General features: G+C 56.5%; 12 protein-coding genes and 1 tRNA gene. 8 read left to right on the top strand and 5 right to left on the bottom strand.

Annotated features, from left to right (window positions below; translation table 11 throughout):
* Window position 1: 1 nt before the first annotated feature.
* Window positions 2–1582, bottom strand: a complete 1581-nt coding sequence (locus tag N1937_RS02365) for a Ppx/GppA phosphatase family protein (protein WP_260057362.1) — start codon at window positions 1580–1582, stop codon at window positions 2–4.
* 242 nt (window positions 1583–1824) lie between these two features.
* Here N1937_RS02365 and N1937_RS02360 point away from each other — a divergent pair.
* Together N1937_RS02360 and N1937_RS02355 are read left to right on the top strand one after the other, a co-directional pair.
* Window positions 1825–1898, top strand: a tRNA-Gln gene (locus N1937_RS02360).
* 490 nt (window positions 1899–2388) lie between these two features.
* The gene (locus tag N1937_RS02355; protein ID WP_311202828.1) at window positions 2389–4371 is read left to right on the top strand and encodes an acyltransferase family protein; all 1983 of its coding nucleotides are present in this window, start codon (window positions 2389–2391) and stop codon (window positions 4369–4371) included.
* On the opposite strand, the gene N1937_RS02350 is transcribed toward N1937_RS02355, so the two are convergent.
* The 4 genes from N1937_RS02350 to gmd all read right to left on the bottom strand — a co-directional run bounded on the left by N1937_RS02350 (window position 4298) and on the right by gmd (window position 8145).
* Complete coding sequence (locus tag N1937_RS02350) at window positions 4298–4528, bottom strand: hypothetical protein (protein WP_260057360.1); 231 nt, start codon at window positions 4526–4528, stop codon at window positions 4298–4300. The two genes, N1937_RS02355 and N1937_RS02350, sit on opposite strands and share 74 nt — an antisense overlap.
* Before the next feature lie 152 nt (window positions 4529–4680).
* On the bottom strand, window positions 4681–5703 hold the full coding sequence (locus N1937_RS02345) for a methyltransferase (protein WP_260057359.1): 1023 nt from the start codon (window positions 5701–5703) through the stop codon (window positions 4681–4683).
* A 429-nt stretch (window positions 5704–6132) separates the two neighbouring features.
* Window positions 6133–7083, bottom strand: a complete 951-nt coding sequence (fcl, locus tag N1937_RS02340) for a GDP-L-fucose synthase (RefSeq protein ID WP_311202827.1) — start codon at window positions 7081–7083, stop codon at window positions 6133–6135.
* Window positions 7084–8145 carry a GDP-mannose 4,6-dehydratase gene (gmd, locus tag N1937_RS02335; protein WP_017967134.1) on the bottom strand — a complete coding sequence of 354 codons (1062 nt, stop codon included), beginning with the start codon at window positions 8143–8145 and terminating at the stop codon, window positions 7084–7086.
* A 590-nt stretch (window positions 8146–8735) separates the two neighbouring features.
* On the opposite strand from gmd, the gene N1937_RS02330 reads away from it, so the two are divergent.
* The 6 genes from N1937_RS02330 to N1937_RS02305 are packed head-to-tail and all read left to right on the top strand — an operon-like array spanning window position 8736 to window position 14421.
* Window positions 8736–9932, top strand: a complete 1197-nt coding sequence (locus N1937_RS02330; protein ID WP_260057358.1) for a glycosyltransferase family 4 protein — start codon at window positions 8736–8738, stop codon at window positions 9930–9932.
* Window positions 9933–9934: 2 nt separating this feature from the next.
* On the top strand, window positions 9935–10870 hold the full coding sequence (locus N1937_RS02325; protein ID WP_260057357.1) for a glycosyltransferase family 2 protein: 936 nt from the start codon (window positions 9935–9937) through the stop codon (window positions 10868–10870).
* A 28-nt stretch (window positions 10871–10898) separates the two neighbouring features.
* Entirely contained in the window at window positions 10899–11333 is a 435-nt protein-coding gene (locus N1937_RS02320) for a hypothetical protein (RefSeq protein ID WP_260057356.1), read from the top strand.
* A complete protein-coding gene (locus tag N1937_RS02315) occupies window positions 11330–12439 on the top strand; it encodes a DegT/DnrJ/EryC1/StrS family aminotransferase (RefSeq protein WP_260057355.1) in 1110 nt (369 codons plus the stop codon). Before N1937_RS02320 ends, N1937_RS02315 begins: the two co-directional genes overlap by 4 nt.
* A complete protein-coding gene (locus N1937_RS02310) occupies window positions 12436–13206 on the top strand; it encodes a class I SAM-dependent DNA methyltransferase (RefSeq protein WP_260057354.1) in 771 nt (256 codons plus the stop codon). The genes N1937_RS02315 and N1937_RS02310 overlap by 4 nt, the downstream gene beginning before the upstream one ends.
* A 15-nt stretch (window positions 13207–13221) precedes the next feature.
* Window positions 13222–14421: a glycosyltransferase family 4 protein gene (locus N1937_RS02305; RefSeq protein WP_260057353.1), complete on the top strand. Its 1200-nt coding sequence runs from the start codon at window positions 13222–13224 to the stop codon at window positions 14419–14421.
* The last annotated feature ends 41 nt before the right edge of the window (window positions 14422–14462 follow it).

Genomic DNA, 14462 nt, shown 5'->3' with positions numbered 1-14462 from the left:
GCTATTCCTTATCTTGCGATCTCACGCGCTGGCCGCGGCGGTTGCGATTGCGCCGCCACACGCCGTCATCGGCCATCATGTCGGTGAGCAGGCCTTCCCTCAAGCCGCGATCGGCAACCCGCATGCGCGGGCTCGGCCACCGGCGGCGGATCGCCTCGAGAATGGCGCAGCCAGCCAGCACCAGATCGGCCCGGTCCGGCCCGATGCAGGGATTGGCGGCGCGGCTTGCGAAATCCCAGGAGAGCAGCTTTGCCTGCATGGCGGAGACCTCGTCATCGGACAGCCAGATGCCATCGACCTTGCGCCGGTCATAACGCGGCAGGTCGAGATGCACGCCGGCAAGCGTCGTCACCGTGCCCGATGTGCCGATCAGGTGGAAGTCGCCGGTCTGGGCGACCTCGATCTCCGGGCAATCGAAGCGTCCAAGCATGCCTTCGACTTCGCGCACCATGCCTTCGAAAGCCTCCGGCGTGACGTCGTGCCCACCATGGCGCTCCGACAGCGTCACGACGCCGACCGGCAGCGAGGTCCAGTGGGTGATGTGATTGGCAAGACGGCTGAAGCGATTGTCGCCGATGCGGATGACGGCAATCTCCGACGAGCCACCGCCGATATCGAAGAGCACGACGGAGCGCGTCTCGCGACCGACCAGCGACGAGCAGCCGGAGACGGCAAGCCGCGCCTCGGTCTCCCGATCGATGATTTCGAGCTCGAGGCCGGTTTCGGCAACGACCCGGTTGAGGAAGTCCTCGCCATTGACGGCCTGGCGGCAGGCTTCGGTGGCGATCAGCCGCATGCGGCGGATCTCTCGGTTCCTGAGCTTGGAGGCGCAGATCCTCAATGCCTCGATCGCCCGCTCCATCGCCTCGTCGGACAGACGGCCGCTGGCCGCAAGGCCTTCGCCGAGGCGTACGATGCGGGAAAAAGCGTCGACGACACGGAACTGACCAGGACGGGTCGGCTGGGCAATGAGGAGACGGCAATTATTGGTGCCGAGATCGAGAGCAGCGTAGAGCTCCTCCGGCCACACATACTCGCCGCCCTGGCGATCACCCTGATAACCGGGATTGATATGGCTGTCCTGGCGGCCCTTGCGGCTGGCGGCCGCGCCGTTCTGGGTTTCGCGCGGGACGGCGACGCGCGCCGTCTCTTCCGCGCGGCTTTCCTGCTGCGGGGCACCTGCTGGTTTTGCCGATGTCAGCGGCCGGCCCTGCAGACCGCGCTTGCCGCGATGCTTGCGGCGGTTGCGACGGCTCGGCGCCGAATCGCCATCGGACCGGGCGGCATGATCTGCCGCTCCGGCCTGTTCCAACACATGAGGTTGAGGTGAACCGTCCTGCGCAGCACCATGGCCGCCACGACGGCGACGCTTGCGCTTGCGAGCCGGATTGCCGGCTGCATCTTCCATCGGGCGCGCAGGCTGTCCGGCACCGCCGGAGGGCTCATGCGAAGCGGGATGAGCCGCGTTGCGGGATTGCCCGCCACGTTTGCCCTTGCGGCGCCTGGACTTCTTGCCGTCCTTGCGCCCTGCCGCCGACGCCCCGTCAAATTGCGGCTTTACGCCGCCTTCGGGGTCTTCCACGTTATTTTTCCATCACGCCGCGCAAGTCTTGAGATATGCAGCAGGCGCTCATTCGATTTTTGCGTTGTGGCAAGAATATCAGCGCCCGCCGAAATCGCCAAATTCTTTTTTGGACAGGGGATTTGCAGCGGTTTCACCTTTCCCCGGCAGCACCGATTTTTTTCAAAACAGCTATTTGCAATTCCCCGGCTTTTGGTTATAAGCGCCGCACACCAGCCGACCGCCCGCCGGTTCGCTTATGCTGGGGAATAGTTCAATGGTAGAACGACGGACTCTGACTCCGTTAATCTTGGTTCGAATCCAGGTTCCCCAGCCAATATTTCACTAAGCGATTGATTTTACGGCAAACGGGCTTGCTTTTGCCTACCCTCCCGTCCCCTCCAATGCCTGCTTCCTTTTCGCTGCCCCTGATCACTTGGATCGACGGGCGCGGGCTGTCAGCGAATCCGACATCGCAGCTCGGGCGAGCATCTACGCATTACACGCGCCATTTCGATTTTTGCTGATTTCGGGCGCGCGGTGGTGGGCAGCGATGGTAGGCGCTATTGGCGTCGGCCTGACGTCTCTCGCTTCTGGAACGGCCGATAGACAAAAGTGGTCAGCGATTGGAAAACACATGCAAACCAATGAGGTTCCGGAATGCTGATTTACAACAGCACCGAAAATAAAGATTGAAATCGGCCGCGCCCGCAAATCTTTTATCAGGCTATACTGTTCTCCCTCCAAGATCTCTGTGTTAGGCAGCCCAAAAGCGCCAATGTTGGGCGCGACAACGTTACGCACAGATATCGAAGGCAGGGCTAGCTTTGAAGGTTTACAGACCAGAGATCGATGGCTTAAGAGCCATATCGGTGATCGCGGTTATTCTGTATCACGCCGAGTTCACGGTTGCCGGCCACACGTTGCTGCAGGGCGGATACATCGGCGTCGATGTGTTTTTTGTGATCAGTGGCTTTCTGATCTCCCAAATTCTGCTGAAAGAAATCGAAGCAACGGGGCGTATTGATTTCCTTAAATTCTATGCTCGGCGCGCGCGGAGAATTCTACCTGCGTTGTTTGCGGTCGTTTTCGCGACAATTCCCTTCGCATACTACCTTTTATTACCATCGGAACTTCTTGATTTCGCGAATTCCATAGGTTCGTCGCTCCTATTTGGATCGAATATCTATTTCTATTTTACTGCGGCCCAGTACGGGGAGCCCAACACCCTTCTCAAGCCTTTTCTTCACACCTGGTCGTTGAGCGTCGAAGAGCAATTTTATATCGGGTTTCCGCTCTTATTGTTGATCGTGCGCCGATACCTGAAGTCAAGGTTTTTGCCATGCGTGTTGCTGGTGGCATCCCTTAGCTTTGTATTGTGTGTCGTAACGGTACGGTATGATCAGCAACAAGCCTTCTACTCGCCACTCACCCGGGCGTGGGAACTGCTGGCCGGAACACTTCTCGCCTATCACGAGGTGAGGCGTGGACGAACTCGCCCTCGGCCGTTGCTCGCGGCGGCCGGGCTTGTCCTCGTTCTTGGTTCGCTCATCTTGTTTAGAAAGGACACGGCTCATCCTGGCCTGGTAACTGTGATCCCTGTCATTGGGACCTGTCTGGTGCTCGCATTCACCAGTCAGCAGGACGCGGTCGGGCGCCTGTTGGCTTCTCGACCTGCGGCGCTCACCGGATTGGTATCCTACTCTTTATATTTGTGGCATTACCCGGTCTTCGCCTTCGCGCGGCTGACAAGCTTGAATTTCAACAATAGCGATAAGGTTCTTGCCATCGCAGCGACGGTCTTGGTCGCGGTCGTCAGCTTTGTCGTTATCGAAAAGCCCCTTCGCCGCACCAGGAGAAGCCGCGCTCTCTGGATCTACCTAAGCTCATCAGTTGTAGCCATCACGGCTGCTGTTGTGTCAGCAGTCTCTATGGCCGGTTTTCCTCACAGGTTGGATCAAGTCTATCCATCTTTCGCGCAGATGAACGAAGCACGACTCGAAAGCACTTTTCTAGGCTTGAACAACAACATTCAAGCCGGGAAGCCCGTTATCTTCATAATTGGGGACTCTTACGCCAGAAACTGGTCAGTCGCGCTGAAAAATTACATCGATGCCGACCGATATCAAGTCGTGGCAATAAGCTACTTAAACTGCATGGTGGAGATCAAGAACGATATTGTTAAGGCCCCCTCTCGCGCCAGCATTTACGACAAATACTGCATTCCCTTTGAAAAATATATCAACGACAAGTCATTGCTCAGCCGAACGAAAGCGATTTTCCTCACGAGTCATCGGCCTTTCGAGTACACTGTCAACCCGTTTAGGTTTGAGCTTCTTTCCTGGATGAAAAGCCACTCGGATGACGCGCGAATTTACGTCTTCGGAGATTATTTCCAGCTAGACGACTTGCACTCGTGCCTGGGGCTAATGCTTCAGACAAAATCTGATGCCTCTACGTGCCTGCGATTGGCGACCTATCCGCCAGCTAACCAGACCATAGCGCAACTGCCATTTTTCCCTTCTGATCTTGCATTCAACTACGTCGATATCATCAAGCTTCACTGCGACTACGACAAGGAGAAATGCCTCACCAGCGGCGGGGGTGTTCCGTTTATGACAGACTGGACCCATCTGACGGCAGAATTTCTGACGACCTTGATTGGTGACATTTTGGAAAAGAGAAGCGCCGACCTACGGGGGGGCGGTCTCCTCAATTTCCTGGTACTGCCGCACGTCAGGCAATCCGAACGAACTGCAAGTTCTCAGCCGAACGCTGGTCGAACGTCTTCCACCTCTCCATCAGATTAAGCGGCCAGACGCCGGGAAAGACGGTGAACTGCGCCATCGTCTCGATGAGCTGGTTGTCATCGCGCATGAACTGGAAGCAGACGATGAGCGCCTTCCACTTCCCGTCCTCATACCAGACGTCGCTGAACTCGATCGAGCCGGCGTGCATTTGGGTCACCTTCGATCCGATAGCGGTCGCATAGTTGCCCTGTAGCAGGTACCTGAGCGTCAGCGGGGTAGAAGCCCGGGATCGCGTTAATGACGTTCATCTGCCAGCCCTGACGGCACACCCGTGTAATAGAGGACGATGGGAGCGCCAACCTCTTGCTGCTATTCAAACAGGATGAGGCTTGCCGGAGTTGGCGGCAAGGGTTTGACGATGACGCCGGCAAGACCGGCCAGTCCTGCCATCTCAGTCAGCTCACTTTGCGTATAAGCCTGGCCCGACGGCGTGCTGGCGAGCATCTCCCAAGAGAACGCCGCAGGAAAGGGCGGCGACACGCCATCTTCGTTCGGTACGAAATCCACCGCGACGATCCGACCACCCTCTGCAAGGCTCGCGACGATCTTTCGTAACAGTTGGGCACATGTTTGCAAATCGAAGTGGTGCAGAAAATTCGGAAGCAGAACGAGATCATAACCGGCGCCCCAGTCGACGTCGAAGGCACTGCCGGCGATCGTCCGATAGCGGTCCGCCACGCCTGATTTTTCCGCATTCTGCCTCGACAGCTCCAGGACAGCGCCCCAGTCGACGGCGATGATGTCCGCCGATGGAAAGGCTTTGGCGATTTCGATCCCGAAGACGCCTGGACCTGCAGCGATGTCCAACACCTTTTTGGGAGCGCTCGGCCAGCCGGAGATTTCGTCAGCGAGTATTTTGGCGCTGAGACCCGTGAAGGAGCCCATGCCACGCGCAAACTTCAGCCAGACAGGGTTGTCCGCCGAAATGTTTGCAAGTCCGGCCGAACCGCCGTTTCGCACGACGGCGGCCGGATCGCGCAGAAAATTATCGAGTATTTCGGGTGCAGCGACGAACTCGACGGCAGAGCCCATATAGGCTGGCGAATTGCGATCGAGGAACATTCTGGTCGAGGGCGTCATTCGGTACTGTCCGCTCTCCTTTGTCAGGAAACCGTGGACCACGAGGTAGTCGCACAGAATGCGCACCCCTCGCTCCGAGGCGCTTATTGCCGACGCCAGCAATGCGGCCGTTTTGCCCTCGCCGATATGAGTAAAAAGATCAAGTTCGATGGCCGCCCTGATCGCTGCCGTCTTCCGGCATGCAAACAGTGCATCGACCACGAGTTCGGGCGACACGACGCCAGCATGGGCGTCCTCGACGATTGTTTCCATGGGATCCCCCCAGAGGCCCGCGACCGGTCTTGTCTGGCAGCGCCAGTCGCAGAATATGCGCATATTCGCATATTCCACAATACTTACCGCGCTAGCCCTATCGGGCTCTCCCGCCTCAATGGCGGAACTGTCCTGCCGACCGCCGCGACTCGAGTTGCTCTTCCTCGTCGGCAAACTGCAGATCGAACCGCCCTCTCGGCTTTATCCTGACGGCTGGTGGAGCTTCAGGCTACAAGGCCGTTCCGGACCTGCTGACCATTCCGGCGGGCAAGCCCGGATGGCTTCTGTTCAGCCGGCTCAAGCAATTTCGGCGCATCGCCACCCGTTACGACAAAACGGAAAGTCCTTCGCTGCATTCCTCGCTCCGGCTGCCGTGCGGGTCTGCGGGATAGCCTAGAACAGGGAATGCCGGTCATCACCGACCTGGTATCAGACCGCTGGATCAGATCTGCTTTCGAACTCAAGGAACCAAGCGTAAGTAGCGCGGATGCCATCCTCAAGCGAAATGCGCGGTTTCCAGCCCATGTCCTGCAGCTTTTGATTGCTCATCAACTTTCGCGGCGTGCCATCAGGCTTGGAAAGATCATGAATGATCTCACCTTCGTAACCGACAACGCGGCATACCAAACGCGTCAATTCGATAATTTCGAGATCTGTGCCCGAGCCGACATTGACGTGCTGCGAGCCCGAATAGGTTTTGAGGAGAAACACCAACGCGTCGGCGCAGTCGTCGACGTGAAGGAATTCTCGGCGCGGGGTTCCTGTGCCCCAGACCACCATATGCGGGTCATTGCGAAGTTTCGCGGCATGCGCCTTGCGGATAAGCGCAGGCAGCACGTGACTGGAATTCAGGTCGAAATTATCGCCTGGGCCATATAGGTTGGTGGGCATGGCGGAAATGTAATCGTGGCCGTATTGCTTCCGGTATGCTTCCGCGAGCTTGATACCGGTGATCTTGGCAATCGCGTACCATTCGTTGGTCGGCTCAAGCGGACCGGTCAACAGAGCCTCTTCGGGAATGGGCTGCGGAGCGAGCTTGGGATAAATGCAGCTTGAACCCAGGAACAGCAGCCGGTCCACTCCCGCCCGGTGGGCGGCTTCGAAGATGTTCGCTTCGATAATCAGATTGTCATAGATAAATTCTGCGGGATAGCTGTCATTCGCGAGGATACCGCCAACCTTGGCCGCAGCGAGAATGATCGCGTCAGGCCGGGTTGCTTCAGCAAATTTCTCGACCTCCTCCTGCCGCGTCAAATCGACCTCCCGGCGCGTGGCCGTGATGACATTGCAATCTTCGGATTGAAGCCGACGCACAAGAGCACTGCCGACCATACCGCGATGGCCGGCAACCCAGATTTTCTTGTTGGACAGGTCGTACACTCAGATCTCTTTCCGGCTGTTTTGAGCCTTCCAGTGCTTGACATCCTCCCGTACCATTTCAGCGGCGAGCTCGCGAACCGGCGTCTTGTGCTGCCAGCCGAGTTTCTGACGTGCCTTGGTCGGGTCGCCAAGCAGAAGATCGACTTCTGTCGGGCGGAAATATCGAGGATCGATTTCTACAAGGCACGCACCGGACGCGGCGTCATAGCCCTTTTCATCGACGCCGGACCCCTTCCATTCCAAAGCAATGCCTACGTCGGCAAAAGCCCACTCCACAAACTGGCGGACACTCGTCGTCTCACCGGTCGCCAAGACGTAGTCATCCGGCTTGTCCTGCTGCAGCATGCGCCACATGCCCTCGACATATTCACGCGCGTGGCCCCAGTCACGCTTGGCGTCGAGATTGCCGAGGAAAAGCTTATCCTGCCGCCCCAGGTGGATGGCAGCCACCGCCATCGTGATCTTGCGCGTGACGAAGGTTTCGCCGCGAAGCGGGCTTTCGTGATTGAAAAGAATGCCGTTCGACGCATGCATGCCGTAGGCCTCGCGATAATTCACGACGATCCAGTAGGCATAGAGCTTGGCTGCGGCATAAGGAGAACGCGGGTAAAAGGGCGTCTTCTCGTTCTGCGGCACTTCCTGCACAAGACCGTAGAGTTCCGAAGTCGATGCCTGGTAGAACCGGGTCTTTTTCTCGAGGCCCAGGATACGGATCGCTTCGAGCAACCTCAACGTCCCGACGCCATCGGCATCCGCCGTATATTCAGGCGTTTCGAAGCTGACACCTACATGGCTTTGTGCGGCAAGATTGTAGATTTCATCGGGCTGCGTCTGCTGGACGATCCGCAGCAGGTTGGTCGAGTCGATCATGTCGCCATAGTGGAGGATGAAACGAGGATGTGTCTCATGCGGATCCTGATAGATATGTTCGATGCGGCCGGTATTAAAAGACGATGACCGCCGCTTGATACCGTGCACCGTATAGCCCTTGCTCAGAAGCAATTCGGCCAAATAGGCACCATCCTGACCGGTCACCCCAGTAATAAGCGCGGTTTTTGTCATTTTTTCACATCGTCTTTCGATACAATCTTCGGGTCGTGTTTATGGAAACGGCCGAACGAGTGCAACCCCCATGTAACTGCGGCCAGGCCGGCGAAATGAGTATCGTCAATCTCCGCGGTTGACGTGAGGTTGGCACACATCGGGCAAGAGGTCACCTTGCCCTTCAGTTTGCTTTCCCGCTCCAGATTTTGATGGCCATTCAAGCACCATAGAAGAAATTGTCGATCACCGTCTCAAGATTGCAACGACACCCTCCACACAGGTCCAACTTTGCTTGTGACCGGGCCGTTGTGGGTGTTGTCGTGATCGCAGGATATGCTAAGGCGAATACCAGGAATTAATTAGGTGCAACTGAATGGATGACGCGGATGCCCCCTCGCGCCAATTGGTGAGAGCGCCGTTTTGCGGATCTCCCTGACGATCAATTCGTGACAGCATCCGCTGGCTGTGACCCTCTTACAATGGGGACGAGAAATTGAGGAGCGAGATCCGCAGTGTCAGATTATCTGTGAAAAAACGACGCGGTTCTCCGGCCTGATCGAAATGTGAAGTAGCCGTCTGCCGGCGCAGACGCCGAGGTTAGTCAAAGCATGAAAATTGGCATCTTGTTAGAAAACCCGATTCAGGTCGGTGGCGGATTCAATCAAGCAATCAATGCGATCGTACAACTCCAGCGTATCATCGGAAAACAGCATGAGGTCGTGGCTTTCACGACGATCAAAGCCAATCTGCAGCATCTCAAGCGGCTTGAAGTTCCCGCAGAATACCTGCCTGCCGCCGGAAGGCTATCTCGAATTGCACTCGCCGTTTTGCGCCGCTTGAGCCGCAAGGAAATTGGCAAAGCGTGGATGGCAAGCAAAATCGAAAATGCGCTGCTGAAAGTAGGCATGGATCTAGCGTATTTCGTTACCCATTCCTCAACTCCGAACTATTTCCGCAAGCTCAACTACATCACGACCGTCCTTGATCTCTGTCATCGGGACGATCTCGAATTTCCAGAAGTGAGCTCCGATGGCAGATTCGAAGAACGAGAGCGGCACTTTTCCACATGCCTGCCACGTGCCGTCGCCGTCATGGTGGCATCACATCAGCTACTGAAGAGAATCGTCGTTCGCTACGGAATTGACGAAGAGCGCATGATTGCGATGCCGTTCGAGCCCTCTCCGTTCTTAAGTGAAGCGCATTCGATCGATCGGACTGCCGTGCTCGGCAATTACGGGCTGAGGGATGGCTATTATTTCTATCCGGCGCAATTCTGGCCTCATAAGAACCATATACGCATTCTTGAAGCGGTCTCGTTGTTAAAGAAAAAGGCGGCCGTTAATTCCGACATACGCGTGGTCTTTTCGGGTGCGGACAGCGGTAATTTGGCCCGGATCAAGCAGCAAGCGCAGCGGTTAGGCGTCTCTGACAATGTGACGTTTCTCGGCTTTGTGCCGGTTGATCACATGCGCGCGCTTTACGAAGGCGCTCTGGCCGTCGTGATGTCGACTTATTTTGGCCCGACCAATCTACCGCCGTTGGAAGCCTGGGCAGTCGGCCGCCCGTTGATCTATTCGGCGCATCTCAATGAACAGGTCGGCGATGCGGCGTTGTTTGCCGACGCTAATGACGCAGAGCAGTGGGCCGAAGCAATGTTGCGCATTCGGGATCCTGCGGTGGCAGTTGATCTGATCGAAAAAGGGCGTAAGCAGCTAAAGGCGATCGACACGGAGCGGCTCGAAGCCGAGACCCTATTCGTACATAGACTCGAGCAATTTGCGCAACGCAGGAAATGCTGGGAATAATCATGGAATGCGCACCAGTCATACTTTTTGTCTTCAATCGTCCCATGCATATGGCGCGGACCGTCGCTGCATTGCAGGCAAACGAATTGGCGGAACAGACGCCGCTGTTCATTTTTTGCGACGGTCAGCGCAATGAAAAAGAAGCGGAGCGTGTGCGCCAAGTCCGTGAACAGGCAAAGACGGTAACGGGTTTCAAGTCGGTCACCCTCGTCGAACGTGAAAGAAACTATGGCCTTGCAGGTTCTATCATCGATGGCGTGGGCCGTCTGTGCGAACAATATGGCCGCGTCATCGTCGTCGAGGATGACCTGATAACCTCGCCTGACTTCTTGCGCTATATGAACCAGGGGCTGGATCTTTATGCGGATGAGGAGCGCGTCGCCAGCATTCACGGTTACGCCTATCCAGTCCCCAATGACGATGCTCCAGAGAGCTATTTCCTACGTGGGGCGGACTGTTGGGGATGGGCCACGTGGGCCCGGGCATGGAAACATTTCGAACCCAATGGGGCTAAGCTTCTGATGGGCCTGAAAGAGAAAGGCCTTGCCAAAGCTTTCGACTACGGTGGGAACGCCTTTTTCATCGCGATGCTGCGCAATCAAGTCAAAGGCAAGAATCAATCTTGGGCGATCAGGTGGCATGCCAGCGCTTATCTGGACAATATGCTGACCCTCTATCCTCGCCAGAGCCTTGTGGAGAACTCAGGGTTTGACGACAGCGGAGTCCACTGCAGCGATGTCGATTATTACGCGGGCAACCTCGGGCATGCGCCGGGGAAATTGCAAAAGATCGATGTTGAAGTTAACGAACAAATGCGACTGCGCGTGTTGGGCTTTTTCGCAAAGATGCGCCGCCGGCGGATGAATGATTTTTACAAGCTTGTATTCTCGGCCGGGGTCAAGCGCATACGCAAAGTAGTCGGTTTGGCGGCATCCTGACGCATCGGTCGATTTGGGAAAGAGAAACATGATAGAAAAGATCACGAACGGTGGCGAACTGCAGGCCATGATATTGCGGTCGAACTACACGTTCGATGGCATCCAATTCTTCACGCCGGACGAATTTTCGCAGCAACTCGCCTATATGAAGCGACCGACGGGCTATGTCATCCAACCCCATGTTCACAACGCCGTCGCGCGCGAGGTTCTCTACACGAAGGAAGTCCTGCTTATAAAGTCGGGCGTAGTCCGCGTGGACTTCTATTCCGACGCGCAGGAATATTACGAAAGCGCCATACTGCGCGCAGGCGACGTCATACTGCTCGCCTTCGGCGGACATGGTTTTGAAATTATCGAAGAAGCTGAAATCATCGAAGTCAAGCAGGGGCCTTATGCCGGGGAATCCGACAAGACGCGATTTGTACCGTCAGTGCGCGAACTGAAGATAAAGGATGCCGAATGATTCCGGTTAATGAGCCGCTGCTGAACGGTAACGAGAGTAAGTATCTGCTGGAATGCATCGAGACCGGTTGGATTTCCTCCGAGGGCCCCTTCATCACACGCTTTGAGCGTGAGTTTGCCGCGACTGTCGGCCGCAAGCACGCAATCGCCGTTGCGAATGGTTCGATGGCTCTCGACGCTGGCATGATGGCGCTTGGCCTGGAGGAAGGCACTGAGGTCATCATGCCGTCCTTCACGATCATTTCCTGTGCCGCAGCCATCGTGAGAGCCGGTTGTGTGCCGGTTGCGGTGGACTCGGATCCCCTCACCTGGAATATCGATCCGACGAAGATCGAAGCAGCTATTACGCCGAAGACGCGCGCCATCATGGTGGTACATATCTACGGCCTGCCCTGCGATATGACCGCGATCAACGAGATCGCCCGCCGCCACGACCTCAAGATCATCGAAGACGCTGCAGAAATGCATGGACAGACATATAACGGCCAGCCTTGCGGCAGTTTCGGCGATGTCAGCATTTTCAGCTTCTATCCCAATAAGCACATTACCACGGGCGAAGGTGGCATGATCGTCACCGATTCCGACGCCCTTGCCGACAGATCTCGGAGCCTGCGAAATCTCTGCTTCCTGCCTGCCCGCCGCTTCGTTCACGAGGAACTGGGCTGGAATATGCGTATGACGAATATGCAGGCGGCTCTGGGTTGCGCGCAGCTTGAGCGCCTTGCGGAATTCGTCGAGCGCAAACGTGCGATGGGCAAACTGTATACCGATCTGCTTCAGGACCTGCCCGGCATTCAACTGCCGTTGCCCGAAACAAGCTATGCCCGGAATATCTATTGGGTCTATGGCATCGTTCTGAAGGACGAGATCGATTTCGACGCAGCCGAAGCGATGAAGCGATTGGCGGCTAAAGGCGTAGGCAGCCGTCCGTTTTTCTGGCCGATGCACGAGCAGCCCGTTCTGCAGAAGATGGGCTTCTTCAAGGATGCAGGTCTTCCCATCGCCGCAAAGCTTGCGCGCCGCGGCTTCTATATTCCAAGCGGCATGGCGTTGAGGGAAGATCAAATTCGCGAAGTCGCGGGTATCGTAGCGGAGGTCATCCGTTGACGACCAGTTTCGGATTGTACTCCCAGTATTACGACCTTCTCTATAAGGACAAGGATTACGAGGGCGAAACAGCTTATGTGAAAGCTCTGCTGGGGCGTTATGCCACCGGCCCGATCTCGCAGATTCTGGAGCTAGGCTCCGGCACCGGCATTCACGCCGAGAAGATCGCAGAAGCCGGATATGGGGTGCTGGGGGTAGAGCTGTCGGAAACCATGCTTGCGGCGGCCATGCCGAAGGCGGCACAGTCGGGCGGCAAACTTAATTTCACGCTGGGCGATGCACGCACATTCCGGACGGATCGGCGATTCCAGGCGGTCATCTCCCTTTTTCATGTTCTGAGCTATCAGACGTCCGATGCCGATCTCGAAGCGATGATGGAGACTGTCTCCCACCATCTCGAAGATGGCGGAATTTTCATATTCGACTTCTGGTACGGACCAGCAGTCCTTTGGCAGCGGCCGAGTACGCGCGTCAAACGCTTGGAAAACGACGAGATTTCCGTCGTTCGCGTCGCAGAGTCGGTGGTGCATGACGCCGAGAATATCGTGGATGTCAATTACACGATCTTCGCGACGGAGAAGCTGAGCGCCAAGACCGAAATGGTTTGCGAAACCCACCGCATGCGCTACCTCTTCCTGAACGAGATAGATCGCCTCCTGACGAATGCTGGGATGAGCCGTGTGATTGCCGAAGAGTGGATGTCCAGTTCGACACCGGGGACCGAAACCTGGGGCGTCTGTGTCGTAGCGCGCAAGAACGCGGGCTGACTGTTGGCGATACATTTGGACAGCCGAATTACCTTGCGTCGGAAGAGGATTGGCTTCTATCTCGGAGTAAGCCGCCATGCCGGTGGTATGTTCCAGTACGCGCAAAGCCTCGTGCAGGCCCTGTCTTCAATCGACGGCACGGAAGTGGAGGTCATCGTTGCCTATGGGGACGAAGCCTGGCGCTCTGAACTTGATGCCAGCCCGCTGAAGGCCGTCCCGCTGCAGCACTGGAAGCGGGGCGAGACACTTGCCAAGCTGTTCATGGTTCTGCCTGGGTCCGTAGCGCGCGTCGTCGCGAGATGGGTGAACCCAATCGTGCGGGAATTGGCATCTCTCCAATGTGATCTGTGGATTTTTCCGGCTCAAGACGCCCTGACCTGGCAGATCAAGCAGCCCTCGATCGCAACCGTTCACGATTTGATGCATAGATATGAACGCAGCTTTCCAGAAGCCGGAAGCTGGTTGCGCTTTCAACTGAGAGAAAGCCGGTTCCGTCACCTTGCGAACCAGAGCGCTGCCGTGCTCGTCGATTCCGAAACCGGGCGGCGGCATGTCATGGAAAGCTACGGCACGCCAGAAGATCACATATATCCGCTGCCTTATATCGCTCCGATCTATCTTACAGATTCGGTCGAGAGGTCCGCCTTCGCCGAACGCTACCGACTTCCGGAAAAATTCTATTTTTATCCGGCGCAATTCTGGCCTCACAAGAATCACTTGCGGCTCATACAAGCGCTGGCAGCCGCGCGCAGGACGCATCCGGACATGGAACTGGTCTTGGCGGGCAACACAAAGCGCGAATATGCGGCCGCCAAAACGATGGCAAGCGAGCTCGGGCTATCCCAAGCGGTTCACTTCGTCGGCTATGTGCCGGATTCGGATCTGGCTGGGTTTTATCGTCGTGCCTTAGGGTTGGTCATGCCGACTTTTTTTGGCCCGACAAACATTCCGCCCCTTGAAGCGATGGTGTGCGGTTGTCCCGTCTTGATATCAGACAAGTATGGTATGCGGGAACAGTGCGGTGACGCAGCGCTTTATTTCTCGCCGCAATCCGTCGAGGAAATACAAGGGGCAATGAGCCGCCTGTGGGAAGATGAAGACCTACGTTCCTCTTTGATCAAAAAGGGGCTTGAAAGAGCCTCCTTGTGGAAGCAAGAAGATTTCGACCACCGTCTGAGAGAAATTTTGGGGCGTGTCCTCGATCGAGTCGCGTGATACATGGCGTCGGTCCATGCGGTCCCCTCAGGCCCTAGAAA

The organism is Rhizobium sp. WSM4643 (genome assembly GCF_025152745.1).
Taxonomy (GTDB): Bacteria; Pseudomonadota; Alphaproteobacteria; order Rhizobiales; family Rhizobiaceae; genus Rhizobium; species Rhizobium leguminosarum_I.
The sequence above is the reverse complement of the archived record's forward strand: the minus strand, read 5'-3'. Positions and strand labels throughout refer to the sequence as shown.

Excerpts from the sequence above, each read along its gene's own strand:
- N1937_RS02345 (WP_260057359.1), bottom strand. The coding sequence starts at position 5,703 with ATGGAAACAATCGTCGAGGACGCCCATGCTGGCGTCGTGTCGCCCGAA.
- gmd (WP_017967134.1), bottom strand. The coding sequence starts at position 8,145 with ATGACAAAAACCGCGCTTATTACTGGGGTGACCGGTCAGGATGGTGCC.
- N1937_RS02330 (WP_260057358.1), top strand. The coding sequence starts at position 8,736 with ATGAAAATTGGCATCTTGTTAGAAAACCCGATTCAGGTCGGTGGCGGA.
- N1937_RS02325 (WP_260057357.1), top strand. The coding sequence starts at position 9,935 with ATGGAATGCGCACCAGTCATACTTTTTGTCTTCAATCGTCCCATGCAT.
- N1937_RS02320 (WP_260057356.1), top strand. The coding sequence starts at position 10,899 with ATGATAGAAAAGATCACGAACGGTGGCGAACTGCAGGCCATGATATTG.
- N1937_RS02315 (WP_260057355.1), top strand. The coding sequence starts at position 11,330 with ATGATTCCGGTTAATGAGCCGCTGCTGAACGGTAACGAGAGTAAGTAT.